Here is a 23,817-nt window from a genome sequence, read left to right as displayed (position 1 = left end):
AACCAGCGGGGGCCGCTCCGACACGGGGCGACCCCCGCCGGGGCCGCGACCGGGCTACCCCACGCGCTGCCAGAGCGCGGGGACGTTCGGCGGCTCCCAGCCGGCCAGCGCGGTGTGCGCCTGGAGGCAGCGGTAGGTGACGCCGTTGTAGACCACCACGTCGCCGCTCTTGTACGCGGTTCCGGCGGTCCAGTTGCCGGTCGGACCCGAGGTCGGGCTCGACGTCGGCGAGGGGCTCGGCGAGGGCCGCGTGGTCGGGCTCGGGCTGGGCGACGGGCTCGGGTCGCCGCCGCCGGGGCCGACCTGGAGGTCGACGCAGTTGTAGAAGGCGTTCGCGGTGTCGGCGATGTTCCAGATGGCGAGCACCTTGATGCGACCGGTCCTGCCGCCGAGGCTCACCGTGTGCGTGACCGTCGATCCCGGTTCCCGGCCGTGGTCGTCGAACAGCGCGATCCGGGTGTTCCCGACGTAGTACTCCCAGGTGCTGGTGGCGTGCCGGGCCTCGACCAGCCACTTGAACGTGACCGTGTCGCCGACGTTGGTGGCCGGCCAGGGCTTGGTCTCGTCGTCGAGCGGCGCCCACCGCGCGTCGCCGCCGCTGCAGTTCCGCAGGCCCTTTGGGCCCTCGACGCTCTGCGGCTCCCAGATGATCTGCCCGCAGTTGGGCACGCGGCGTTCGGCGCACATCGCCTGGCGGCTCGGCGGGTCGGAGATGTACCCGTGCGCCGAAGCCGGGGAGGCTACGACCACGACGGTCGCGAGGGCGACGGCCAGCCCTGCCAAGAACGAGATCATTCTTCGCATGTCGTGCTTCCTTCGCTGGGGGGTGATTACGGCAATCTAAAGGAAAGTTTCCTAACAGTAAGTGGCCCTGGTCAGCGTGATCGGCCTCACGATCGGCTCTCGCGCGCCCATTGCCGGTGTCTGGCAAAGTTGAGGGCATGGATGAGGCAAAGCCCGAGGCGGTACGCACCCAAGGACTCGTCAAAAGATTCGGCGCGCAGGTCGCGGTCGCGGGCGTGGACCTCGTCGTGCCCAGGGGCAGCTTCGCCGGGCTGGTCGGCCCCAACGGCGCGGGCAAGACGACCACCCTCAGCATGATCACCGGCCTGCTGCGGCCGGACACCGGCCTGGTCGAGATCAACGGGCACAACGTGTGGCGCGACCCGGTCAAGGTCAAGTCGCGCATCGGCGTGCTCCCCGAGGGGCTGCGCCTGTTCGAGCGGCTCTCCGGCCGCGAGCTCCTGCTGTACAACGGCGAGCTCAGGGGAATCCCGCGGGCCGAGGTCGAGCGCCGGGCCGCCGAGCTGCTGCGCGTCATGGACCTCGTCGAATCGCAGGACAAGCTGGTCGTGGACTACTCCACGGGCATGCGCAAGAAGATCGGCCTGGCCGCCGCGTTGCTGCACAACCCTGATGTGCTCTTCCTCGACGAGCCGTTCGAGGGCGTCGACCCGGTCTCGGCGAACACGCTGGTCGACGTCCTCCAGCGGTACACCTCGTCCGGGTCCACGGTCGTCTTCTCCAGCCACGTCATGGACCTCGTCGAGCGGCTCTGCGACTGGGTGTCCGTGATGAGCCGGGGCAGCGTCGTGGCCCAGGGGCCGCTCGACGTCATCCGGAACGGCCGCACGCTCAACGAGGCGTTCCTCGACCTGGTCGGCGTACGCGGAGGCGGAGAGGAGGGGCTGTCGTGGTTGGGCTCTTCGTCCGTCTGAAGCTGCGGCTGATCCGCGGCAACCTGCACGGCGACACGGTCAAGCAGGTCGGCTTCGTCTTCACCTCCCTGATCGCGCTGGTCTGCGCCGTCGGGGGGTTCGCCCTGTTCTCCCTGCTGCGGCTGGCCACCGACCCCGGCATCGCGCTGAACATCGGGATCGTGGCGTTCACCCTGTTCACGCTGGGGTGGATCTTCGTCCCGCTGCTGGCGTTCGGCCTGGACGAGACGCTCGACCCGTCCCGGCTGGCGCTCTTCCCGCTCACCACCCGGCAGATGGCGGCCGGGATGCTGGCCGCCTCCGCGACCGGGCCGTGGCCGCTGGCCTCGCTGGTCGCGCTCTCGGGCGCGGTGGTCGGCCTCGCGCCCGGGCCGGTCGGCGTGCTGATCGGCGTCCCGGCCGTGCTGCTGCAGTTCGCGCTGTGCCTGGTCGCCTCGCGCGCCGTCACCACCGCGCTGTCGGCCTCGCTGCGCAGCCGTCGCGGGCGCGACGCGCTCGCGGTCGGCGCCGTGCTGCTCATCCTGCTCTTCCAGCTCCCCGGGGTGCTCGCCAACGGCGGCCTGACCGCCGACCCGCTCGCGATGCTCGACGCGGCGGGCTCCGTGCTGCGCTGGGCGCCGCCCGGCATGGCCGCCCACGCGCTCGCGTACGGCGGCCTCGCCGGGCTCGGCGAGCTCGCGGTCCTCGCCGTGGCGGTCGCCGTGCTCGCCTGGCTGTGGATCGCGGCGCTGCGCCGCGCCCTGGTGACGCCCGACTCCTCCAACCAGAGCGGCGGCGCCGTACGCCGGTCGCGCCTGGGCGGCCTCCTGCCACAGGGCATGATCGGCGCGGTCGCGGCCAAGGAGCTCAAGTACGCCCGGCGGGAGCCGCGCGGCCGGATCTCCTGGTTCATGGCGCTCGTGGTGTCCGGCGTCCTCATGTTCTCGCTGCGCGGGCCGGACGGCTGGCACGGGCCCCTGTTCGTGATCGGCCCCGCCTGCATGGCCGCGATGATCATCGGAGTCCAGGCGTCCAACTCCTTCGGCATCGACGGCCGCTCCCTCTGGATGAACGCGGTCGCCTTCTCCACCGAGCGTGACGTACGCACCGACTTCGCCGGGCGGCAGCTCGCGGTCGCGATCATCGCGGTGCCGCTGCTGCTGGTGCTCTCCGTCGGCGCGTCCATCGCCGCGGGCGAGCCGCTCATGTCCGTCCCCGCGATGTTCACCGCGTGGGGCGTGCTCGGTGTCGGCCTCGGCGTGGGGGCGGTGGCCAGCGTCCTCGTGCCCTACACCCTCCCCGAGCGGCTCAACGCCTTCAGCGGCGCGGCCCCCGGGCAGGGCGGCGAGGCGTTCCTCGGCTCCATGCTGGGGATGGTCGGCGTCGGCGTGGTCGCGCTTCCCGTCGTGCTGCCCCCCTTCTTCGGCCTCACCTGGGTGAGCGTGCTCGCCGTGCCGTACGGGCTGCTGGCCGCGTGGGGAGGCCGCAGGATCGGCGGCATGATCGGGCACAACCGGCTCCCGGAGATCGTCGCGGCGGTGTCCCGGCCGACCTGACGGAGGCGCGGCGTCTCCGCTGGTCGGCGGTAGTGGTGAAGTGGTCTAGTCCAATTGGTGAGACCGATATCCGGCGTTGTGACCGAAGTCGCTAGTCTTCAAAACATGGCCGCCATCGCTCCTGCCGAACGACAGAGTGCCGTCACGGAGATGCCTGATGAGCTCCGTGCCGACGTCCGACTCCTGGGTGGACTCCTGGGCCAGGTGATCGCCGAGCACGGCGGTCCCGACCTCCTCGCCGACGTCGAGCGCCTGCGCAAAGCGGTGATCGGCGCCCGGCGCGGCGACACGACGGCCGACCAGGTCGCCGCCCTGGTCGCCGAGTGGCCCCTCGACCGCGCGGTCCAGATCGCGCGCGCGTTCACCTGCTACTTCCATCTGGCCAACCTCGCCGAGGAGCACTACCGCATCCGGATCCTGCGGCAGCGGGACCGCGACGACGTCCCGCTCAGGGAGTCGCTCGCGGAGGCCGTGCAGGAGCTGCGCGGCGACGAGCGGCTGGGCGGCGGCCAGCGGCCCGCCGACCTCGTCGAGGGGCTCGAATACCGTCCGGTGCTCACCGCCCACCCGACCGAGGCGCGGCGCCGCGCCGTCGTCACCGCCATCCAGCGGATCAGCGGGCAGCTCGACGCGTACAACGCGCCCGGCAGAGGGGCCGGCGAGCGGGAGGAGGCCCATCGGCGGCTGCTGGAGGAGATCGATCTGCTCTGGCGGACCGCCCAGCTCCGCTCGACCAAGCTCGACCCGCTCGACGAGGTGCGCACCGCCATGGCGGCCTTCGACGAGACGCTCTTCCGCACCGTGCCGATGATCTACCGGTCGCTGGACGCGGCGCTCGAAGCCGGTACGGGGACGCGCGAGCCGCTCGCCAAGGCGTTCATCCGGTACGGAAGCTGGATCGGCGGCGACCGCGACGGCAACCCGAACGTGACGTCCAAGGTCACCCGCGAGGCCGTCCTGATCCAGGCCGATCACGTGCTCACCGCGCTGGAGAACGCCGCCACCCGGATCGGGCGCACGATGACCGCGGCCGCCATGGACACGCCCCCGTCGGCGGAGCTGCGCGACGCGCTGGCCCGCGCCACCGGCGACTTCCCCGACCTGGTGTCGGAGATGGGCACCCGCTCGCCGCAGGAGCCGCACCGGCAGTGGCTGTTCTTCGTCGCGTCCCGCATCGCGGCCACCCGCCGCCGCGACCTCGACCTCGCCTACCGCTCGCCGTCCGAGCTGCTCGACGACCTCAGGCTCGCCCAGGAGTCCCTGCGCGGCGCCGGAGCCGTCCGCCAGGCGTACGGCGAGCTGCAGCACCTGATCTGGCAGGTGGAGACGTTCGGGTTCCACCTGGCCGAGCTGGAGGTGCGCCAGCACTCCCAGGTCCACGCGGCCACCCTGGAGGAGATCGCCGCCGGGTCGCTCTCGGAGCGCGGCGAGGAGGTCCTCGCCACGATCCGGACGATCGCCTGGATCCAGGAGCGGTTCGGCGTGACCGCCTGCTCCCGGTATGTCGTGTCCTTCACCCGCTCGGCCGACGACATCGCGGCCGTGTACGAGCTGGCCCGGCACGCGCTCGGCGACCGGGCCCCGATCCTCGACGTGGTGCCGCTGTTCGAGTCCGGCGCCGACCTGGACAATTCCGCCGACGTGTTGACCGGGATGCTCGAACTGGAGCCGGTGCGCCGCAGGCTCGCCGCCAACGGCCGCCGCCTCGAGGTCATGCTCGGCTACTCCGACTCGGCCAAGGAGCTCGGCCCCGCCGCCGCGACGCTGCGCCTGTACGACGCGCAGGCCGCGCTGACCGCCTGGGCGCAGGCCAACGACATCCGGCTCACCCTCTTCCACGGCCGGGGCGGTGCCCTCGGCCGGGGCGGCGGCCCGGCGAACCGGGCGGTGCTCGCCCAGGCCCCGGGCTCGGTCGCGGGCCGGTTCAAGGTCACCGAGCAGGGCGAGGTCATCTTCGCCCGCTACGGGCACTCCGCCATCGCCCGGCGGCACATCGAGCAGGTCACCAACGCCGTGCTGCTCGCGTCCACGCCCACCGTCGAGTCGCGTACGGCCGACGCGGCGGCGAAGTTCCGCACGCTGGCCGAGCGGGTGGCGTCGGCGTCGGAGCGCGCCTACCGGGCGCTGACCGAGGCGCCGGGCTTCCCCGAGTGGTTCGCCCTGGTCAGCCCCCTTGAGGAGATCGGCTCGCTGCGGCTCGGCTCGCGTCCCGCCCGGCGCGGGCTCGGCGCGCCCCGCTCCCTGGACGACCTGCGCGCCATCCCGTGGGTGTTCGCCTGGGCGCAGACCCGGGTCAACCTCCCCGGCTGGTACGGCCTGGGCAGCGGCCTGGCCGAGGTCGTCTCGAGCGGTGGGCTGGCGGAGCTGCGGTCGGCCTACCGTGAATGGCCGCTGTTCGCGTCGCTGCTGGACAACGTGGAGATGTCGCTGGCCAAGACCGACCGGTCGATCGCCGCGCGCTACCTCGCGCTCGGCGGCAGGGAGGACTTCGCCGGGCAGGTGCTCACCGAGTACGACCTGACCAGGAAGCTCGTCCTGGAGACGACCGGGCACACGCGGCTCCTGGAGAACCGCCGCGTGCTGTCCCGGGCCGTGCAGCTCCGCGACCCCTACGTGGACGCGCTCAGCCACCTCCAGCTCCGCGCGCTGTCGGCGCTGCGGGCCGACGGCGACCTGTCCGAGGGCGAGCGGGACCGGCTGTCCACGCTGCTGCTCCTCTCGGTGAACGGCGTCGCCGCGGGCCTGCAGAACACCGGCTGAGCCGTCGAACCCGGCGCCGGGCTCCGGCGCCGGGTCAGGTGGTGATCCGCTCGGTTCCGGAGTAGATGTTGAACCGCTCGTCGCGCAGGAAGCCGACGAGGGTGAGGCCGAACTCGCGGGCCAGGTCCACGGCGAGGGACGAGGGCGCCGACACCGCGCAGACCATCTGGAGGCCCGCCGCCAGCGCCTTCTGCATGATCTCGTAGCTGGACCGGCCGCTGACCAGCAGGATGTGCTCGGCGAGCGGCAGCCGGCCGTTCAGCAGCGCCCAGCCGACCAGCTTGTCCACGGCGTTGTGCCGCCCCACGTCCTCGCGGGCGGTCACCAGGGTCCCGTCGGCCGTGAACAGGCCCGCCGCGTGCAGTCCGCCGGTCCGCCCGAACACCCCCTGCGCCTGCCTGAGCCGGTGCGGCAGGCCGTACAGCACCTCGGGGGAGACGGTGAGCCGGGGCGCGTCGGCGAGGGGCGCGCAGCGGCCGCGCAGCGCGTCCAGGCTGGCCGTCCCGCACACCCCGCAGGCGCTCGACGTCACGAAATGCCGCTCAAGCTGCGGGATCTCCGGCAGCCGCGAACCGGCCAGCCGGACCGTCACGGTGTTGTAGCGGGCCTCCGGTTCCAGATCCGCGTCCGTGCAGTAACCGATGGCCGCGATGTCCCCGGCGCCGGCGACGCCCTCGCCGTGCAGGAACCCGGCGGCCAGCTCGAAGTCCGCGCCGGGCGTCCGCATGGTGATCGCGACCGTACGGCTCTCGCCTCCGGCGGTGAGCCGGATCTCCAGCGGCTCCTCGGTGGCCAGATCGTCCCGCCGGTCCCGTACGCCGGAGCCCGACACCTGCCGGACCCGGATCCTGGTGACCGGTCCGGGACGGGGGGCGGTGCTGTCGGCCGGTCGCACGGTCACGATCCCATCGTCGCTGCTCACAGGGGCGGGCCCGGAACCGCGATCGGGCGGTGCGCCACGCGTCCCCGATGCCCGGGTGCGTTTCAGGCTACGCCCGCCTGGCACGCGCGGCGCCGCCGGGCCCGTCCCCGATCGACGGCGGACCCGGCGTGGCCGGTAGCCTGGGCGAATGCCGGAATCGCGCTTCACCGACCTCGATCGTCCGCCGCTGTCGGAGAGGGCGCTGCGTAAGGCCCTCGTCCATCCCGGATCGCTCTGGTCCGAGATCACCGTGGTGGAGCGGGCCGGGTCCACGAACGCCGACCTCGCCGAGGCGGCCCGGGGCGGCGCACCCGAGGGCGCGGTGCTCGTCGCCGAGGCCCAGACGGCGGGGCGCGGGCGGCTGGACCGCGTCTGGTCGGCGCCGCCGCGCTCGGGGCTGGCGGTCTCGATGCTGTTCCGGCCCGGCGCCGCGGCGGCGCGACCCGCCCGGCTGGGCTGGCTGCCGCTGCTGGTCGGCGTCGCCGCCGCCGCTGCCGTACGGCGGCTGGCCGAGGTGGACGTCCGGCTGAAGTGGCCCAACGACCTGCTGATCGGGGAGCGCAAGCTGGCCGGCATCCTCGCCGAGCGCGTGGAGGGCGGCATCGTCGTCGGCATCGGGCTCAACGTCTCGATGCGGCAGGAGGAGCTGCCGGTCGAGCGGGCGACCTCGCTGGCCGTCGAGAAGGCCGCCTGCCTCGATCGCGACCCGCTGCTGCGGGCGATGCTCCGCGAGATCGAGGCACACTACCGCGAGTGGACCTCGGCCGGCGGCGATCCGGACGCCTGCGGCCTGCGCGCCGCCTATCTCGCCTCGTGCGCGACGATCGGGCAGGAGGTCCGGGTGGAGCTGCCGGGTGACCGGGCGCTGATCGGCGTCGCCACCGGCGTGGACGCCTCCGGCTGCCTCCTCGTACGCGCGGACGGCGAGGAGCACGCGCTCAGCGCGGGCGACGTGGTCCACGTGCGCCCGGCGAATCCGTAAACGACGCGGAGATCGGCGGGCGCGCCGCGAGGACCGTCGCGCGCCGGGCCCGAAACGTGCCACGATTTGCCGCATGGGTCTCCCCGAACACCATTTGACCGAGGGCGAGCGCCTCGTGCTCTCGTTCCACCCTCACTGGAAGCGGCTCGTGCTTCCCGTCCTCGCCCTCGTCCTCGTCGTGGCCGTCGCCGGAGCGGGGATCTACTTCATCCCCGGCGACTACACCTACGCCGGGTACGCCCGGATCGCGGTGGCGGTGGTCGCGTTCGTCGCCCTGACGCTGTGGACGTTTATCCCCTACCTGCGGTGGAAGACCACGTCGTACACCTTGACGTCGCACCGCTTCGCCATCAGCACCGGCATCCTGAACAAGTCGGAAGAGGACATCCCGCTGGCGAAGGTCAACAGCGTCAGCTCCGACCAGAGGTTCGTCGAGCGGATCCTCGGGTGCGGGACGCTCCGGGTCGAGTCGGCCTCCGAGAAGGGCGAGATCGACCTTCTGGACATCCCGAAGATCCAGCTCGTCCGCCAGGAGCTGTTCCGTCTGGTGGAGGATGCCTCCGACGGGACCATCGACGGCAAGTAGCCCGGCAGGAGGGGAAGGTGGCCACACGGCGTCCCACCTCTGACGACATCCGGCGGCTGTTCGTCGGGTCGCCGCCCCGCTACACCCGCGGCGAGGTCGCCGCGGCCGCCGGTCTGCCGCAGGAGTTCACCGGGCGGATCTGGCGCGCGCTCGGCTTCGCCACGCTCGCCGACGACGCCGTCGCGTTCAACGACGGCGACCTCGACGCGCTGCGCCGGATCCGCGCGATGCTGGAGACCGGCCTTCTCGACGAACGGGCGATCGTCCGGATGGCGCGGGCGCTCGGCCGTACGACCTCGCGGCTGGCGGAGTGGCAGGCGGAGATCATGATGGGCGCGATCCTCGAGCCCGGAACGCACCCGAGCGACGAGGACCTGGCCCGGTCGATGGAGATCGCCGCCCGCTTCCTGCCGGATTTCGAGCAGACGCTGGTCCACGTCTGGCGGGCGCAGCTCGCCGCCACCGCGAGCCGCCTGCTCGCCATCGCCGTGATGGCCGAGGAAGTGCCCGCCATGTCGCGCCTGTCGCTGGCCGTGGGCTTCGCCGACCTGGTGTCGTTCACGGCGTTCTCGCGGCGGCTGGACGAGTTCGAGCTGGCCGACCTGGTGGAGGGGTTCGAGTCGCGCACGTCAGACGTGATCGCGTCGCACGGCGGGCGGCTGGTCAAGACGCTCGGCGACGAGGTGCTGTTCACCGCGACGGATCCGGTGACCGCGGGACGGATCGCCCTCGACCTGGTCGACGAGCTCAAGCGGTCCATCGGGCGCGGCGAGGAGGGGCCCGACGTGCGCATCGGGCTCTCCTACGGCCCGGTGCTCCCGGTGATGGGCGACGTGTTCGGCACGACGGTCAACCTGGCGGCCCGGCTGACCGCCATCGCCCGGCCCGGGGCGATCCTGGCCGACGCCGAGATGGCGCGGCGGCTGGAGGGCGCCGAGGGGGTCGACGTGATGCGGATCCGCCGCCGCCCAGCCCGCGGCCTCGGGCTCGTCCAGCCGTATGTCGTTCGTCGCACCTCGCCTTCCGCAGGTCGGAAAGCTTGACGAACCCCGGCACGGTGGAAATCCTGAGGTTTTCCCAATTCGAGATGAGGTGTCAGGAATGCCGTATGAGGTCCAGGGTGTGATCGCACGGGGCAAGGGCGAGGCGGTGACGCTGGAGACGGTTCACGTGCCCGATCCCGGCCCGGGCGAGGCCGTGGTGAACGTCCAGGCCTGCGGTGTCTGCCACACCGACCTGCACTACCGGGAGGGCGGGATCAACGACGACTTCCCGTTCCTGCTCGGGCACGAGGCGGCGGGTGTGGTCGAGGCGGTCGGCCCCGGCGTCACCGACGTCGCCCCGGGTGACTACGTGATCCTCAACTGGCGTGCGGTCTGCGGCCAGTGCCGGGCCTGCCTGCGCGGACGCCCGTGGTACTGCTTCAACACGCACAACGCGACGCAGAAGATGACGCTCGCCGATGGAACGGTCCTCAGCCCGGCGCTCGGCATCGGCGCGTTCGCGGAGAAGACCCTGGTGGCCGCCGGGCAGTGCACCAAGGTGAACCCGGAGGCGAAGCCCGCGGTCGCCGGACTGCTCGGCTGCGGCGTGATGGCCGGGCTCGGCGCGGCGATCAACACGGGCGGTGTGACCAGGGGCGACTCGGTCGCCGTCATCGGCTGCGGCGGCGTGGGCAACGCGGCGGTGCTCGGCGCGCACCTCGCCGGCGCCGGCAAGGTCATCGCGGTGGACGTGGACGACCGGAAGCTCACCTGGGCCCGCGACTTCGGTGCCACCCACACGGTCAACTCCCGCGAGACCGACGCCGTCGAGGCGATCCGCGAGCTCACCGGCGGCCACGGCGCGGACGTCGTCATCGACGCGGTCGGCCGGCCCGAGACCTACGAGCAGGCGTTCTACGCCCGCGACCTCGCCGGCACCGTCGTGCTGGTGGGCGTGCCCACGCCCGAGATGCGGATCGACCTGCCGCTGCTCGACGTCTTCGGCCGGGGCGGCTCGCTCAAGTCCTCCTGGTACGGCGACTGCCTGCCGAGCCGGGACTTCCCGATGCTGATCGACCTCTACCTGCAGGGCCGGCTCAACCTGGACGGGTTCGTCTCCGAGACCATCGCGCTGGACCAGGTCGAGGAGGCGTTCGCCAAGATGCACCGCGGCGAGGTGCTGCGCTCTGTGGTGGTGCTGTGACGCCGCACCAGCGTCCGGCGAACCCTGCGACACGAGAAGAGATCCAACGATGAGTGCTGTCTCCCGCCTGATCACGTCGGGCACGTTCTCCCTGGACGGCGGGACCTGGGAGGTCGACAACAACGTCTGGCTGGTCGGCTCCGCCGACGAGGTGGTGGTGATCGACGCGGCGCACGACGCCGCCGCCATCGCCGACGCGGTCGGCTCCCGCAGGCTGCGGGCGATCGTGTGCACTCACGCGCACAACGACCACATCAACGCCGCGGCCGAGCTGTCCGAGCGCACCGGCGCGCCGATCCTGCTCCACCCCGCCGACCAGGTCCTCTGGGAGATGGAGTACGGCGACAAGGTGCCGTACCGGCCGCTGGAGGACGGCCAGGTGATCGAGACCGGCGGTCCGGAGCTCCGGGTGCTGCACACGCCCGGACACTCACCGGGAGCGGTGTGCCTGTACGCCCCCGAGCTGGACACGGTCTTCACCGGTGACACCCTGTTCCAGGGCGGTCCCGGGGCGACCGGCCGCTCCTTCTCCTCGCGCGAGACCATCGTCGAGTCGATCAGGACGCGGCTGCTCACCCTGCCCGAGGACACCGTCGTGAACACCGGCCACGGCGACTCCACCACCATCGGCGCCGAGGCGTCCAACATCGCATAGCGGGAAGGCGCCCCGCGTCGTCCACCTGGGACGATGTGGGGCGCCTCACCTAGGCAAGCCTTACCTGACTGCGTTATCTTAGGTATGCCTAACCTGATTTCCCCTTTGTGAGGACCCATGTTCGTGTGCATCTGCCGTGCCGTGACCGAGGACGAGGTGCACGACTGCATCGCCGCCGGCGCCAAGAGCGCCCGCCAGGTCCGCGACATGACCGGCGCCGGAGGGGACTGTGCACTCTGTGTGCGCAAGGTCTGTGCGATGCTGAAGAGGGCGGACGCCCTCGTCACCAGCGCATAGATCGAGGGGGCCCGGGATGCAGGGCGACAAGGACATCATCGCGCTGCTCAACGAGCAGCTCACCAGCGAACTGACCGCGATCAACCAGTACTTCCTGCACGCCAAGATGCAGGAGAACTGGGGCTACACCAAGCTCGCCGAGTACACACGGCACGAGTCGTTCGACGAGATGAGACACGCCGAGCGGCTCACCGACCGCATCCTCTTCCTGGAGGGGCTGCCCAACTACCAGAAGCTGAACACGCTGCACATCGGGCAGACCGTCAAGGAGCAGCTCCAGGCGGACCTGGCGCTGGAGTACGGCGTGGTCAAGCGGCTGAAGCCGGGCATCGAGCTCATGCGCGAGCGCGGCGACATCACGTCGGCCAACATCTTCGAGGACATCCTCAAGGACGAGGAGATGCACATCGACTACCTGGAGACCGAGCTGGGCCTCTACGAGAGCCTCGGTGAGCAGCTCTACCTCCAGCGGTACGCCGAGCCCCCTTCCTCTTCCTGAAATTTCCGGACATTTGACGCCCGCCCATTGCGGCGGGCGTTTCTTTTTGCCGCCCTTTCCGCTCCGCTTAACAACCGGCGGCCGCGTGTCGGCAATCCGTCTTTTGGGTACGGCCGACAGGGAGGTGGCACGAAAAGCTGGAACCCTTGCGTGCGGACTAGTGACCATTTATCAGTGTTTGCCCACGTCAATTGATGGGTCAACGACAAGTCAAACCGCGCGCTGTGGCCGGGAAACAACCGCTTAAGGTCCTACGATCGCACCATGACCTGCGTACTTCTCGCCGAGGATGACACCTCGATTTCCGAGCCGCTTGCGCGCGCATTGCGCCGGGAGGGCTATCAGGTAGAGGTGAGCCCTGATGGCCCGCAGGCCCTGGAAAGGGCTTTGTCGGGAGGTGTCGACCTCATTGTTCTCGACCTCGGGCTGCCCGAGATGGACGGCCTTGAGGTCGCGCGCCGGATCCGCGCCGAAGGGCACGGCACGCCGGTGCTGATTCTCACCGCGCGCGTCGACGAAGTCGACACCGTCGTTGGCCTCGATGCCGGGGCCGACGACTACGTGACCAAGCCGTTCCGCCTCGCCGAGCTTCTCGCCCGCGTACGGGCGCTGCTTCGGAGGGGCACCTCCGAGACACCCGTGGTCCAGGGCGTCAGGATCGACGCAGACTCCCGCCGCGCCTGGATGGGAGACAAGGAGCTTCATCTGACCACCAAGGAGTTCGACCTGCTGCGCGTGCTCGTACGCGACGCCGGCAAGGTGGTCACCCGCGAGCAGATCATGCGGGAGGTGTGGGACACCAACTGGTGGGGGTCGACCAAGACCCTCGACATGCACATCTCCTGGCTCCGCCGCAAGCTCGGGGACGACGCCGCCAAGCCGCGCTACATCACCACTGTCAGGGGAGTGGGCTTCCGATTCGAGCGCGAATAAGCCCGCACGGGCGAAGGGACTAGCACGTGCGTCGGCGCCTGCTCTCCTCGATGCTGCTCGTCGCGGTCATCGCGGTACTGCTGCTCGGGGTCCCCCTGGGCGTGGTCGTCGTCAGACTCATCCACGACGAGGCCGCGACGGAGCTGCATTCGGAGGCCACACGGCTGCTGATCGGGGTCGAATACGCCATAAGCCAGGAACAGTCCATCGACCCCAAGCAGCTGGAGAAGAACTATCCCGACCGCTATATCCAGGTGTTCGTGCAGGGGATCGCGCCGATCGCGGCGGGTACGGCGCCCCCCGCGCACCGGCAGCTGACCGAGGAGGCGCGTTCGGAGAACGGCTATGTCCGGATCAGCCGGGACGCCGCGCAGGTCCAGCAGGGCGTCCGGGCGCGGCTGGTGCTCATCGTCGCGCTCGTCCTGGCGTCACTGGGCGTGGCGGTCGGGCTGGCCATCGTGACCTCGCTCCGCCTGACGTTGCCGCTCCAGGACCTCGCCAGGATCGCGGAGCGGCTCGGCTCGGGTGACGCCCGGCCGAGCCGGCACAGATACGGCATCCCGGAGCTGGACCGCGTCGCGCAGGTGCTCGACCGCAGCGCCGTACGCATCGCGGACCTGCTCGGCCGGGAGCGCGAGTTCGCCACCGACGCCTCGCACCAGCTCCGCACGCCGCTGACGGGGCTGAGCATGCGCCTGGAGGAGATCGTGGCGGCGGCGGGTGAGCCGGCGATCGTCCGCGAGGAGGGTGAAGCCGCGATCGTGCAGGTCGAGCGGCTGACGGCGGTCATCGACGAGCTGCTCGCCGCGGCCCGGCGGCAGCGGCACGCCCAGGCCGAGGCGATCGACGTCGATCAGGTCCTCGACCAGCAGGTCACGGAATGGGAGCCCGCCTTCCGCCGGGCGCAGCGCTCCATCAAGCTCGTGGGCAGCCGCGGAATGCGGGCGCTCGCCACGACGGGCGGCCTCAGCCAGGCCGTCGCGACCCTCCTGGAGAACTCGCTCCAGCACGGCGGCGGCACGGTGACCATCACCACCACGAGCACGGAGAAGTCGGTCGTCATCGAGGTGGCGGACCAGGGACCGGGCATCCCCGAGGAGCTCGGCGCCAGGGTCTTCGAACGCAACGTGAGCGGCGCCGGCGGCACCGGACTCGGCCTGACGCTCGCCCGGTCGATCGTCGCGGCGGACGGCGGGCGGCTGGAGCTGATCAAACGACGGCCGGCGACCTTCGCGATCTTCCTGCGGCACGTCGAGGACGACGGACGCTACCGGGTGGTGAGCGGTCCGGCCTGATTCTCGACCACCGCGTTCTCGATCACCGAGGCGGGTGTGTCGGGGACCTCCAGGAACACCCACTTCTTGTACGACCAGAAGCGGAACAGCGTGCCCAGGACCAGACCGAGGCCCTGCGCGACGTTGTAGCTCACCGCGTCGTGCAGCGCCAGGACGTAGGTCACGAACCAGATCACGGTCAGCGAGATGGCCAGGCCGACACCGTTGAGCAGGAAGAACATGACGTATTCGCGGGCGAGGCCGCTCTGCTCACGGTGTCGGAAGGTCCAGTAGCGGTTGCCGAAGTAGGCGAACGTGGCAGCGACGACGGTCGGGATGGTCTTGGACGTCAGCGGCCCCAGCTCGACGCCGAAGCGCAGCAGGTTCGTGCCGCCGAAGTCGATCACGAACGCGATCCCGCCGATCAGGCCGAACTTGATCAGCTCATGGAGGATGGCGGCGAACCGCTCGTAAACGCCTCGGAGAAGCTGCACGACTCGCTGATCCTTCCCGGCCTGCACTGCGTTCTCACCAGGCTACCGGTAACGGGGCTCGCGGTGGTCCCGGTCACCCCGGTCTGATTCCACCACCTGGTAAGGACGGCCGGTCTTCTTAGAACCGGAAGAAAGTTTCATGAAATATCGGGCTATGTGGGGTCAAGGCGGGCGGGACGGGCTACTCTCCCGACTGGTTCGGGGATCATGAGCCGGTTTTGACTGGAAAGGTGGCTCAGCCGTGCCGCGCCGTCCCCTGATCGGCTCCTCCGCCGTCCTCGCCGCCGTGCTCGGGGCCGCCCTGCTGGCCGGATGCGGCGAGCGCGGCCCCGCCGTGACGGCCCGGCCGTCCCGCGACGCGACGCCCCGACCGGCGGCGGCCACCCGCGAGGACGCCACGGCCGCCTTCGCGGCGCTCACCGATCTCGCCGACGCCTGGAAGCGGCGCGACTGCGCGAAGATCGAGTTCCTCACGACATGGACGGAGAGCGTCCTGTCCGGCCCGGCCTGCCAGGCGGCCAGGCGTGGGCAACCGCTCCCCGCCGGCGGCGCCTACAGCGACGCCGAGTTCTACCTGCCGGAGGAGCCCGGGGACCTGCCCTGGTTCGCGGCCCTGGCCCATGAGCCGCGGCCCGCCTACTTCGTGTTCGTACGGTCCGACGGGCGGTGGCGGCTCGGCGCCGGGCCCGTCCCGGTGGTCGGCGCGCTCCCGGAACTGGAGGAGGGGAAGGTCGCGCCGGAGCCGGACCGGGACGCGCGGGTCCGGGCGGGGCTGGCTCCGACCAGGCTGCTCGCCTTCCTCACCGACCCGGCGGGCGTGAGCGGGGTGCGGGTGCGCTCCGGTGACCCGATGCACGATCTGCTGCGGGAGCTGACCGACCGGCCCGACCGGCGGCCCGCCGAGGTCCGGCTGGAGGGGCCCGCGCACGCGCTTCCGCTGCCCGACGGGGGCGCGCTGGTGTTCCACACCCTGAGGATCGTCGTCACCCAGAAGCCAGGGGCGGGCCGCCCCGCGTACAAGGCGGCCGCCGTACGGGCCTTCACGGGACGTGGTTCGTCCGGCGGCGTGGTCACCGGGCACGAGTTGCTCTTCCTCGCCACCCGGGTGTCGGTGAAGGGTGTGCTCGACACGGTCGCCGTGCGCCGGGTCCTCGCCGACGTCACGGTGTCCTGATCGCCGTCGCGCTGCCCGGGGGCGCGGCTTCCCGGTCTGGGGGATCGGTAGGCTGGCATGTCGTGAACAGCCCAAACGTGCCCCCTACCCCCCGACCGGTCGTCGGCCCGGTGGTCGGCGTCGTGGGAGCGGGACAGCTCGCCCGGATGACCCAGCAGGCCGCGATCGCGCTCGGCGTCGAGCTGCGGGTCCTGGCCAACTCGCGCGACGAGAGCGCCGCCCGCGTCATCGTGGACACCCGCATCGGCGACTACCGTGACCTGAGTGACCTCCGTGACTTCGCGAAAGGCTGCGACGCGGTCACCTTCGACCACGAACACGTGCCCACCGCGCACATCCAGGCCCTCCTCGACGACGGCGTGGCCGTGCACCCCGGCGCGGAGGCGCTCGTCCACGCGCAGGACAAGGCGGTGATGCGCGAGCGGCTGACCGAGATCGGCGCTCCCTGCCCGGCCTGGAGGCGCGTCTCGGAACTCGCCGACGTCGAGGCGTTCGGCGAGGAGTACGGCTGGCCGGTCGTGCTGAAGGCGGTGCGCGGCGGCTACGACGGCCGCGGCGTGTGGGTGTGCGCGTCGGCCGATGAGGCCCGGGAGGTCGTCGACTCCGGGGTGCCGCTGCTGGCCGAGGCGTTCGTGCCGTTCGAGCGGGAGCTGGCCGTGCTGGTCGCCAGGTCGCCGCACGGGCAGGGCGTCAGCTACCCGGTCGTGGAGACCGTGCAGAAGGACGGCATCTGCGTCGAGGTGATCGCGCCCGCGCCCGACCTGGCTCCGGAGGACGCCGCGGCGGCGCAGCGGATCGCGCTGCGCATCGCGCAGCAGCTCGGCGTGACCGGCCTGCTGGCCGTCGAGATGTTCGCCACCAAGTCGGGCCTGGTCGTCAACGAGCTGGCCATGCGGCCGCACAACAGCGGCCACTGGACCATCGAGGGGGCCAGGACGTCGCAGTTCGAGCAGCACCTGCGGGCGGTGCTCGACCTGCCGCTCGGCTCGCCGTCGCTCACCGCCCCGGTCGTGGTCATGGTCAACCTGCTCGGCGGGCCCGACCCGGACGTCTTCTCCCGGTACGAGCACGTCATGGCGAACGACCCCGGCGTGAAGATCCACTTCTACGGCAAGGACGTACGGCCGGGCCGGAAGATCGGGCACGTCACCGCGCTGGGCACCGACCTCGACGAGGTCCGGGCCCGCGCCTGGCACGCCGCCGACTGCCTGAGGGGGCCGAACGATGTCTGAGACCGGTGCCGCCGTCGGGATCGTGATGGGCAGCGACTCGGACTGGCCGGTCATGCGCCAGGCCGCCGAGGCGCTGGGGGAGTTCGACGTCCCGTTCGAGGCCGACGTCGTCTCCGCGCACCGGATGCCCGCCGAGATGATCGAGTACGGCACCCACGCCGCCTCCCGCGGGCTGAAGGTGATCATCGCGGGCGCGGGCGGCGCGGCCCACCTGCCCGGGATGCTGGCCTCGGTCACCCCGCTGCCGGTGATCGGCGTCCCGGTGCCGCTGAAGTACCTCGACGGCATGGACTCGCTGCTGTCGATCGTCCAGATGCCGGCCGGGGTGCCGGTCGCGACCGTGGCCGTCGGCGGGGCGCGCAACGCGGGCCTGCTCGCCGTACGCATCCTCGCCGCGTCCGACCCGGCCCTGCGGAGCCGGATGGAGGCGTTCCAGATCGACCTCAAGGCCCAGGCGTACGCCAAGGGCGAGCGGCTGCGCGCCGAGGCGCGGACGCTGGGCTCGCTCACCTAGTGAACCGCCGCGCGGCCGGGAGCCCTCCCGGCCGCGCCGGGTTCGCTACGGGCGGCCGAGGGCGCGGTAGTTCCAGCCGGCCGCGCGCCAGGTCTCGGCGTCGAGGGCGTTGCGGCCGTCCACGATGTTGCGGATCCGCACCGCCTGGCCCAGCTCCTCGGGGTCGAGGACCACGAACTCCTGCCACTCGGTCAGCAGCAGCACCACGTCGGCCCCGCTGACCGCGCCGGTGGCGCTGTCCGCGTACCCGAGGTTCGGGTGGGCGCGACGGGCGTTGTCCAGCGCGACCGGGTCGTAGACCGTCACCCGGCCGCCCGCCTGGCCGATCGTCACCGCCACGTCGAGGGCGGGCGAGTCGCGGATGTCGTCGGAGTTGGGTTTGAAGGCCGCGCCCAGGACGCCGACCGTGCAGCCGTGGAAGGAGCCCCCGACCAGGCCGCGCGCCAGGTCCACCATGCGGGCCCGCCTGCGCATGTTGATGGCGTCCACCTCGCGCAGGAACGTCAGCGCCTGGTCGGCGCCCAGCTCGCCGGCCCGCGCCATGAACGCGCGGATGTCCTTGGGCAGGCAGCCGCCGCCGAAGCCCAGTCCGGGGTTGAGGAACTTGCCGCCGATCCGCTCGTCGAACGACAGCGCCAGGGAGAGCTGCTTGACGTCCGCGTGGGAGGCCTCGCACACCTCGGCCATCGCGTTGATGAAAGAGATCTTGGTGGCCAGGAAGGCGTTCGCCGCCGACTTGACCAGCTCGGCGGTCGGATAGTCGGTCACGACCATCGGGATGTCGCCGAGCGGCGCGTAGACATCGCGCAGCACCTTCTCGGCGCGCTCCGAGGCCACGCCGAGGACGATGCGGTCGGGCTTGAGGGTGTCCCGGACCGCGAAGCCCTCACGCAGGAACTCGGGGTTCCACGCCAGCTCGACCTGCGACCCGGCGGGCGCGAGCCGTACCAGCTTCTCGGCGAGCCGCTCGGCGGTGCCGACGGGCACGGTCGACTTGCCCACGACCAGGCACTCGCGGTCGAGAAAGGGGGCGAGGGACTCGACGACGGCGTCGAGGTAGGAGACGTCCGCGGCGTACTCGCCCTTCTTCTGCGGCGTGCCGACGCAGACGAAGTGGACGTCGCCGAACTCGGCCGCCTCCTGGTAGGACGTGGTGAACCTGAGTCGGCCGTTGGCGAGGTTGCGCCGAAGCAGTTCCTCCAGGCCGGGCTCGTGGATGGGCAGCTCGCCGCGCCGCAGGCGCTCGATCTTGCCTAGATCGACGTCGAGACCGAGCACCTCGAAGCCCAGCTCGGCCATGCACGCCGCATGGGTGGCTCCCAGGTATCCGGTCCCGAGCACTGTCAGGCGGTATGGCACGGCCATGCTCCCATCTACCTGTTTGTACGGGGTGTGCGCATGGTATCGGGCCAGTCAACTGCCCCAGTCAGCACCTCGGCAAACAACGGCGCGGGCCGCGACGGCTACCCTTGACGTGCGAAATCCCTTCCCTGCAGGGCAACCCGTCGTTCACCCCCTGGCCGCTTCGATCTCCTGGGCGATCTTCCACAGCGGGGTGCCGCGGCGGGTCACCACGACCAGGACGTCGTCGTCCTCGCTGTCCCGGGGCCGGTCGCGGTCGTCCAGCCAGGGCTCCAGCCCCTCCAGGATGCCGGACAGCGCCTCGGACAGACGGGCCCGCACGTCGCCGGTCCCGCCGCCACGCAGCCAGGCGCGCAGCACGTGGTTGTGCGTGGTCACGGCGGCCGCCGCGATCACCTCGTGGCGCAGCCGCCGGGGCTCGCCCGCGCCGTCGCGCTCGTTGAGGAACGCGGCGAAGGCCCGCTGGTAGCGGCTGGTCGCGGCGATCTCGTGCTCGCGCAGGGACGGGACGCGCCGGGTCACCTCGTAGCGCTTGACGGAGGTCTCGGGATCGGCGGCGTAGGTGCCCACGACCATCAGCGCCGCCTCTGTCACCGCCGTCAGCGGCGGGACCAGCGGTGACGCCGTCTCCAGATGGGCGACGATCTCCCGGAGCATGGCGTCGTGGTCCGGGAAGATCGCGTCCTCCTTGACCTTGAAGTGCCGGAAGAAGGTGCGCCTGGCCACGCCCGCGGCCTCGGCGATCTGGTCGACCGTCGTCTCGTCGAACCCCTGGGCGAGGAACAGGTCGAGCGCGGCGGCGGTCAAGCTCCGCCGTATGTCGCGTCGAGCCGGCACGTATCCCCGTCCTTCCGTGTAAGAGCACCTTCTCGGGTGGCACTCAGTGTCCTATAGTGATGCACAAAATGCCATAAAGGAGGATAAGCCGTGGACGCGGAGTCGTACCAGCCGTCCGAGGAGCACCAGATGCTCCGCGAAGCCATCCGTGCCCTCGCGGATGAGAAGATCGCGCCGCGCGCCGCGGAGGCGGACGAGACCGAGGAGTTCCCCTGGGAGGTCTACAAGGACCTCGTCGCCTCCGACTTCCACGCCGTACACGTTCCCGAGGAGTACGGCGGGGCCGGGGCGGACGCGCTCGCCGCCGTCATCGTGATCGAGGAGGTGGCCCGCGCCTGCGCCTCGTCCTCCCTCATCCCCGCCGTCAACAAGCTGGGCACCGTCCCGCTGCTGCTGTCCGCGTCCGAGGAGATCAAGCAGCACTATCTCCCGCCGGTCGCCCGCGGCGAGGCGATGTTCTCGTACGCGCTGAGCGAGCCCGAGGCGGGCTCCGACGCCGCGTCGATGAAGACCCGGGCCGTGAAGGACGGCGACCACTACGTGCTGAACGGCACCAAGATGTGGATCACCAACGCCGGGGTGTCCGAGTACTACACCGTCATGGCGGTGACCGAGCCGTCCGCCGGGGCGCGCGGCATCTCCGCGTTCGTGGTGGAGAAGTCCGACGAGGGGGTCTCCTTCGGAGCGAAGGAGAAGAAGCTCGGCATCAAGGGGTCGCCCACCCGGCAGGTCATCCTGGAGAACGTGCGCATCCCCGAGTGGCGCATGATCGGCGCCCCGGGCACCGGCTTCAAGACCGCGCTGGCCACCCTCGACCACACCCGCGTCACGATCGCCGCTCAGGCGCTCGGCATCGCCCAGGGCGCCCTCGACTACGCCATCGGGTACGTCAAGGAGCGCAAGCAGTTCGGCAAGCCGATCGCCGAGTTCCAGGGTCTGCAGTTCATGATCGCGGACATGGCGATGAAGCTGGAGGCCGCCAGGCAGCTCACCTACGCCGCCGCCGCCAAGTCCGAGGCGGCCATGCACGGCGCCACGGTGAAGGACCTGACGTTCTTCTCCAGCGCCGCCAAGTGCGCCGCCTCCGACGCCGCCATGGAGATCACCACCGACGCCGTCCAGCTCCTCGGCGGGTACGGCTACACGCGCGAATACCCGGTCGAGCGCATGATGCGCGACGCGAAGATCACCCAGATCTACGAGGGCACCAACCAGATCCAGCGCATGGTCATGGCCCGCCAGCTGTTGAAGTAGCCGTTGACGTGTGGAAACCCCGTCTCCCGTACTCGGGAGGCGGGGTTCGCTGTCTCTGGGAGGGAGCCCTAAACGATCACTGTTAGCTTGTAGATCATGTTTCGGCGTCCGGCTGTTGTCGGGCGACGCCGACTGATCATCGGTTCCTTCTTGGTGCAGGTTAGAAGGGGCCGCTCTCCGGATAGCCAGCCTTTATGACGGCCTTGCGGGTCTTCGCGTTGAGTTTCTTCTCGCTGATGACCTGGCTGGCCGCCGGTGCGGCGATCTTCACCTTGGCGTCCCAGCCCGAATACTTGGTATCGGTGTGGAAGACCATCTGGTCATAGGCCGTGCTGTCGCCGTCCGGGTAGGCCGTCGTGTCGACGACCGTGCGGGTGAGCAGGTTGTGTTCATCGAAGTACAGGTGGAACTCGACGTTGCCTTCCCCAGCGGACTTGTCGTGCCGGAAGTCAGCGAGTGTGGTGGTGCCCTGATATTCGCCGGTCGCCACTTCTGATGCGTTGTTCAGCATGAACTGCAGTTCCGCTGGAGTGACGCCCTTGTGGAGGACGGCGTTTTCGTGCCCACTGGCCTTCGACTGGATCCAGGAACGACCGGAAGGCAGCGCCTTGGCGATGCCGGCGTTGGTCACGTAGGCGTTTCTGCCCTCAGCGATGACCCGGTAGGGAAGGTTGGGCCCTTTCTGGCGTGAGGACATGCGGACACGGAGGTCGGCAGCCGCTACATTGCCCTTGCCGAAAGCCAGGGTGCCGACCGTGCGGGTGCTCACCTGTACCTGCATAGCTTGGTCATTGGCGGTGAAATCGAGGGTGATGCCGCTTGATTCGATGATCTTTACGCCTTTACCCGGGACCAGATGGGCCTTCAGGGCTTTCACCGGGTCCACTGGAGCGGCCTGCACGGATGCGACGGATGCCGCCTGAGCGGGTTCGGCCACCGCGCACACGGCCGCGGCCGTTGCCACGAGGCCTGTGAAGAAGAGCTTCATCAACGTCCTTGCTTGGGGGGATATAGCAGGAAAGAGAGTAAGAGGGTGGTGTTGATGAGATAAGGGATGTCTCATAACGATCCTGTGCAGACTGGTGATCCCAAGTGGTGATAGCCCTCGATAAAGGCGGGCGGGGTAGTCCTTGCGTCCGCTCTCGTATTTTCGGGTCAGGGCTGGCAGAGGTGGCCATCTCCAGGAAGGTAAGCCCTGGGTACCAAAATCACCTCGTGAACATGCTTCCCACCAAGACCATCACGGTTGAGATCCCTGCCTACCGGCCTGATGGCGGGCTTGCCCGTCCTTGGCCAGCCGACTACTCCGTCTGCGTGTCGGTCGAGGGCGATGAGGTCCTGATTCGAGCTGACAAAGCCGGGCTCCGTGCCCTTGCTGTGCACCTCCTGGCCTTGGCTGAGCCGGATGTCCCCACGTACTACCACGCGCATCTCGATCCGGGCGAGATCGACGAGGACTCCCTGCCGTTGGTTCTCGACCACAACGCTTGAGTCCGACGTACTTTGCAGCAGTGATCATCATACGGATGAACGACGCCGCAGCCGATGCCCTTGGATTCCCTTCCCAAGACGATCTCGGGCCGGCTGGAATCGACGCCGCTGACGTACAACGGCTCCTGATAACCGGAGGTATCGAGCGTAACGAGCACGGCGTCTTGTTCCTGCTGGGTCTCTCATTCGAGAGCTCTGACCCGCTCCATCATCATGTGGACCTCACGGGCGCAGAGTGCAGCGCCAACAGCTGGCATCTCGAAGATCACCCCGACGTTCATGTGACGATCGACGACAACGCGGTCCCTGTATCGGTCACGATCACCAGATTCACATGCTCAGACAGGGGATCGCTCTCTCAGGCATCGTCCACGCCCTCAGCCGCCGCTATGGTCGCTCGTCGGCCCTGCGGCCGTGGCGGGCCTTCGCCCTGAACGCGCCGCTTGCGCTCCGGCCGCGCCTTCCGCGATGCCGGCCAGGACCGTTTCCAGCATCCGCTCGAACTCGGCCTCACCGCCGAACCCCGCTTGCAGGGGTGCCAGGGCGGCCAGGGCCGGATACAGGGCCGGATCGATCGCCGGTTGGGTCGCGCCCGTCGCGGGCTCATCGGTCCCGCCGGGATCCGCGCTCACGGTGGCGAGCAGATACCCGTTGAGGAATCCGAAGAGAACCAGGGGGGCGTCCGCGATCGTCTGGTCCGCGATCCCGGCGCGACGCATCGCCGCAGTGAGCCGCTCGAGCGCCTCGAAGGCCACCACTGAGGTCTGCGCTCGGGTCGCCAGCAACGGGAAGATTCGGGGATGGCGTATCGCCATGTCCCGGTATCCGCGGGCCATCGTGCGCGCGATGTCCATCCAGCCGTCCGGCCACTGCGCGGCCGTGGCCGAGACCTCGGTCAGGACGGCTTCGGAGACGGCGTCCAGCAGGGCGGCCTTGCCCTTGATGTGGTTGTAGATCGACATCGGATCGACGCCGAGTTCGGATGCCAGGCGCCGCACCCCGAATGATTCCAGGCCCTGGCGATCGACGAGATCCACCGCTGCGGCGGCAATCCGCTGGCGGCTCAGCCCGGCCGGTTTGCCCTGCGTGCGTTTCGCCACTCGTCGCCCTC

24 protein-coding genes are annotated in these 23,817 nt (G+C 70.4%); 17 read left to right on the top strand and 7 right to left on the bottom strand.

Annotation, left to right across the window (positions count from 1 at the left end):
* Positions 1-54: 54 nt before the first annotated feature.
* Positions 55-804 (bottom strand): lytic polysaccharide monooxygenase, encoded by a 750-nt coding sequence (locus AWQ68_RS01265; RefSeq protein WP_066933172.1) that lies wholly within the window; start codon positions 802-804, stop codon positions 55-57.
* Positions 805-941: 137 nt separating this feature from the next.
* Between AWQ68_RS01265 and AWQ68_RS01260 the strand changes: the two genes are divergently transcribed.
* From AWQ68_RS01260 to AWQ68_RS01250, 3 genes are all read left to right on the top strand, one after another.
* On the top strand, positions 942-1,718 hold the full coding sequence (locus AWQ68_RS01260; protein WP_066933169.1) for an ABC transporter ATP-binding protein: 777 nt from the start codon (positions 942-944) through the stop codon (positions 1,716-1,718).
* Entirely contained in the window at positions 1,694-3,253 is a 1,560-nt protein-coding gene (locus AWQ68_RS01255) for a hypothetical protein (protein WP_066933165.1), read from the top strand. The genes AWQ68_RS01260 and AWQ68_RS01255 overlap by 25 nt, the downstream gene beginning before the upstream one ends.
* A 105-nt stretch (positions 3,254-3,358) precedes the next feature.
* Positions 3,359-6,013 (top strand): phosphoenolpyruvate carboxylase, encoded by a 2,655-nt coding sequence (locus tag AWQ68_RS01250; RefSeq protein ID WP_066933162.1) that lies wholly within the window; start codon positions 3,359-3,361, stop codon positions 6,011-6,013.
* A 34-nt stretch (positions 6,014-6,047) separates the two neighbouring features.
* On the opposite strand, the gene fdhD is transcribed toward AWQ68_RS01250, so the two are convergent.
* Complete coding sequence (gene fdhD, locus AWQ68_RS01245; RefSeq protein WP_245655692.1) at positions 6,048-6,914, bottom strand: formate dehydrogenase accessory sulfurtransferase FdhD; 867 nt, start codon at positions 6,912-6,914, stop codon at positions 6,048-6,050.
* Between the two features lie 169 nt (positions 6,915-7,083).
* Between fdhD and AWQ68_RS01240 the strand changes: the two genes are divergently transcribed.
* The 9 genes from AWQ68_RS01240 (at position 7,084) to AWQ68_RS01200 (ending at position 14,369) form a co-directional block, all read left to right on the top strand.
* A complete protein-coding gene (locus tag AWQ68_RS01240; protein ID WP_066933160.1) occupies positions 7,084-7,917 on the top strand; it encodes a biotin--[acetyl-CoA-carboxylase] ligase in 834 nt (277 codons plus the stop codon).
* Between the two features lie 73 nt (positions 7,918-7,990).
* Entirely contained in the window at positions 7,991-8,503 is a 513-nt protein-coding gene (locus AWQ68_RS01235) for a PH domain-containing protein (RefSeq protein WP_066933157.1), read from the top strand.
* Positions 8,504-8,520: 17 nt separating this feature from the next.
* Positions 8,521-9,546 (top strand): adenylate/guanylate cyclase domain-containing protein, encoded by a 1,026-nt coding sequence (locus AWQ68_RS01230; RefSeq protein WP_084463543.1) that lies wholly within the window; start codon positions 8,521-8,523, stop codon positions 9,544-9,546.
* A 58-nt stretch (positions 9,547-9,604) separates the two neighbouring features.
* Positions 9,605-10,690, top strand: a complete 1,086-nt coding sequence (locus AWQ68_RS01225; RefSeq protein WP_066933154.1) for an S-(hydroxymethyl)mycothiol dehydrogenase — start codon at positions 9,605-9,607, stop codon at positions 10,688-10,690.
* A gap of 49 nt (positions 10,691-10,739) precedes the next feature.
* Entirely contained in the window at positions 10,740-11,345 is a 606-nt protein-coding gene (locus AWQ68_RS01220) for an MBL fold metallo-hydrolase (RefSeq protein WP_066933151.1), read from the top strand.
* A gap of 117 nt (positions 11,346-11,462) precedes the next feature.
* Positions 11,463-11,642 carry a (2Fe-2S)-binding protein gene (locus AWQ68_RS01215; protein WP_066933148.1) on the top strand — a complete coding sequence of 60 codons (180 nt, stop codon included), beginning with the start codon at positions 11,463-11,465 and terminating at the stop codon, positions 11,640-11,642.
* A gap of 16 nt (positions 11,643-11,658) precedes the next feature.
* Entirely contained in the window at positions 11,659-12,141 is a 483-nt protein-coding gene (gene bfr, locus AWQ68_RS01210; protein ID WP_066933145.1) for a bacterioferritin, read from the top strand.
* A gap of 264 nt (positions 12,142-12,405) precedes the next feature.
* Positions 12,406-13,074 carry a response regulator transcription factor gene (locus AWQ68_RS01205; RefSeq protein ID WP_030451323.1) on the top strand — a complete coding sequence of 223 codons (669 nt, stop codon included), beginning with the start codon at positions 12,406-12,408 and terminating at the stop codon, positions 13,072-13,074.
* 26 nt (positions 13,075-13,100) lie between these two features.
* Entirely contained in the window at positions 13,101-14,369 is a 1,269-nt protein-coding gene (locus AWQ68_RS01200) for an ATP-binding protein (protein WP_084463542.1), read from the top strand.
* On the opposite strand, the gene AWQ68_RS01195 is transcribed toward AWQ68_RS01200, so the two are convergent.
* Positions 14,342-14,842, bottom strand: a complete 501-nt coding sequence (locus tag AWQ68_RS01195; RefSeq protein WP_066933142.1) for a GtrA family protein — start codon at positions 14,840-14,842, stop codon at positions 14,342-14,344. The two genes, AWQ68_RS01200 and AWQ68_RS01195, sit on opposite strands and share 28 nt — an antisense overlap.
* 241 nt (positions 14,843-15,083) lie before the next feature.
* Here AWQ68_RS01195 and AWQ68_RS01190 point away from each other — a divergent pair, with 241 nt between their 5' ends.
* From AWQ68_RS01190 to purE, 3 genes are all read left to right on the top strand, one after another.
* Entirely contained in the window at positions 15,084-16,016 is a 933-nt protein-coding gene (locus AWQ68_RS01190) for a DUF8094 domain-containing protein (protein WP_066933139.1), read from the top strand.
* A gap of 62 nt (positions 16,017-16,078) precedes the next feature.
* A complete protein-coding gene (locus AWQ68_RS01185; RefSeq protein ID WP_084463541.1) occupies positions 16,079-17,248 on the top strand; it encodes a 5-(carboxyamino)imidazole ribonucleotide synthase in 1,170 nt (389 codons plus the stop codon).
* Positions 17,241-17,762, top strand: coding sequence for a 5-(carboxyamino)imidazole ribonucleotide mutase (gene purE, locus AWQ68_RS01180; RefSeq protein WP_066933136.1), 522 nt, complete (start codon positions 17,241-17,243; stop codon positions 17,760-17,762). The genes AWQ68_RS01185 and purE overlap by 8 nt, the downstream gene beginning before the upstream one ends.
* A gap of 45 nt (positions 17,763-17,807) precedes the next feature.
* Here purE and AWQ68_RS01175 read toward each other — a convergent pair whose 3' ends face one another.
* Both AWQ68_RS01175 and AWQ68_RS01170 read right to left on the bottom strand, forming a co-directional pair.
* On the bottom strand, positions 17,808-19,127 hold the full coding sequence (locus AWQ68_RS01175; protein ID WP_066933133.1) for a UDP-glucose dehydrogenase family protein: 1,320 nt from the start codon (positions 19,125-19,127) through the stop codon (positions 17,808-17,810).
* 144 nt (positions 19,128-19,271) lie between these two features.
* Positions 19,272-19,931, bottom strand: a complete 660-nt coding sequence (locus tag AWQ68_RS01170) for a TetR family transcriptional regulator (protein ID WP_169808827.1) — start codon at positions 19,929-19,931, stop codon at positions 19,272-19,274.
* Positions 19,932-20,051: 120 nt separating this feature from the next.
* Here AWQ68_RS01170 and AWQ68_RS01165 point away from each other — a divergent pair, with 120 nt between their 5' ends.
* Entirely contained in the window at positions 20,052-21,215 is a 1,164-nt protein-coding gene (locus AWQ68_RS01165; protein WP_281217581.1) for an acyl-CoA dehydrogenase family protein, read from the top strand.
* 160 nt (positions 21,216-21,375) lie between these two features.
* On the opposite strand, the gene AWQ68_RS01160 is transcribed toward AWQ68_RS01165, so the two are convergent.
* Complete coding sequence (locus AWQ68_RS01160) at positions 21,376-22,203, bottom strand: hypothetical protein (protein ID WP_157544754.1); 828 nt, start codon at positions 22,201-22,203, stop codon at positions 21,376-21,378.
* Positions 22,204-22,436: 233 nt separating this feature from the next.
* Here AWQ68_RS01160 and AWQ68_RS01155 point away from each other — a divergent pair, with 233 nt between their 5' ends.
* Entirely contained in the window at positions 22,437-22,706 is a 270-nt protein-coding gene (locus tag AWQ68_RS01155) for an Imm32 family immunity protein (protein ID WP_066933123.1), read from the top strand.
* Positions 22,707-23,083: 377 nt separating this feature from the next.
* Here the strand turns inward: AWQ68_RS01155 and AWQ68_RS01150 are convergent, their stop codons facing one another.
* The gene (locus AWQ68_RS01150; RefSeq protein WP_066933120.1) at positions 23,084-23,806 is read right to left on the bottom strand and encodes a TetR/AcrR family transcriptional regulator; all 723 of its coding nucleotides are present in this window, start codon (positions 23,804-23,806) and stop codon (positions 23,084-23,086) included.
* Between the last annotated feature and the right edge of the window lie 11 nt (positions 23,807-23,817).

The sequence above is a fragment of the Microtetraspora fusca genome, assembly GCF_001570365.1.
GTDB classification, from domain to species: domain Bacteria; phylum Actinomycetota; class Actinomycetes; order Streptosporangiales; family Streptosporangiaceae; genus Microtetraspora; species Microtetraspora fusca.
Note: the sequence above shows the minus strand (reverse complement) of the source record. Positions and strands in the feature narration are given on the sequence as shown.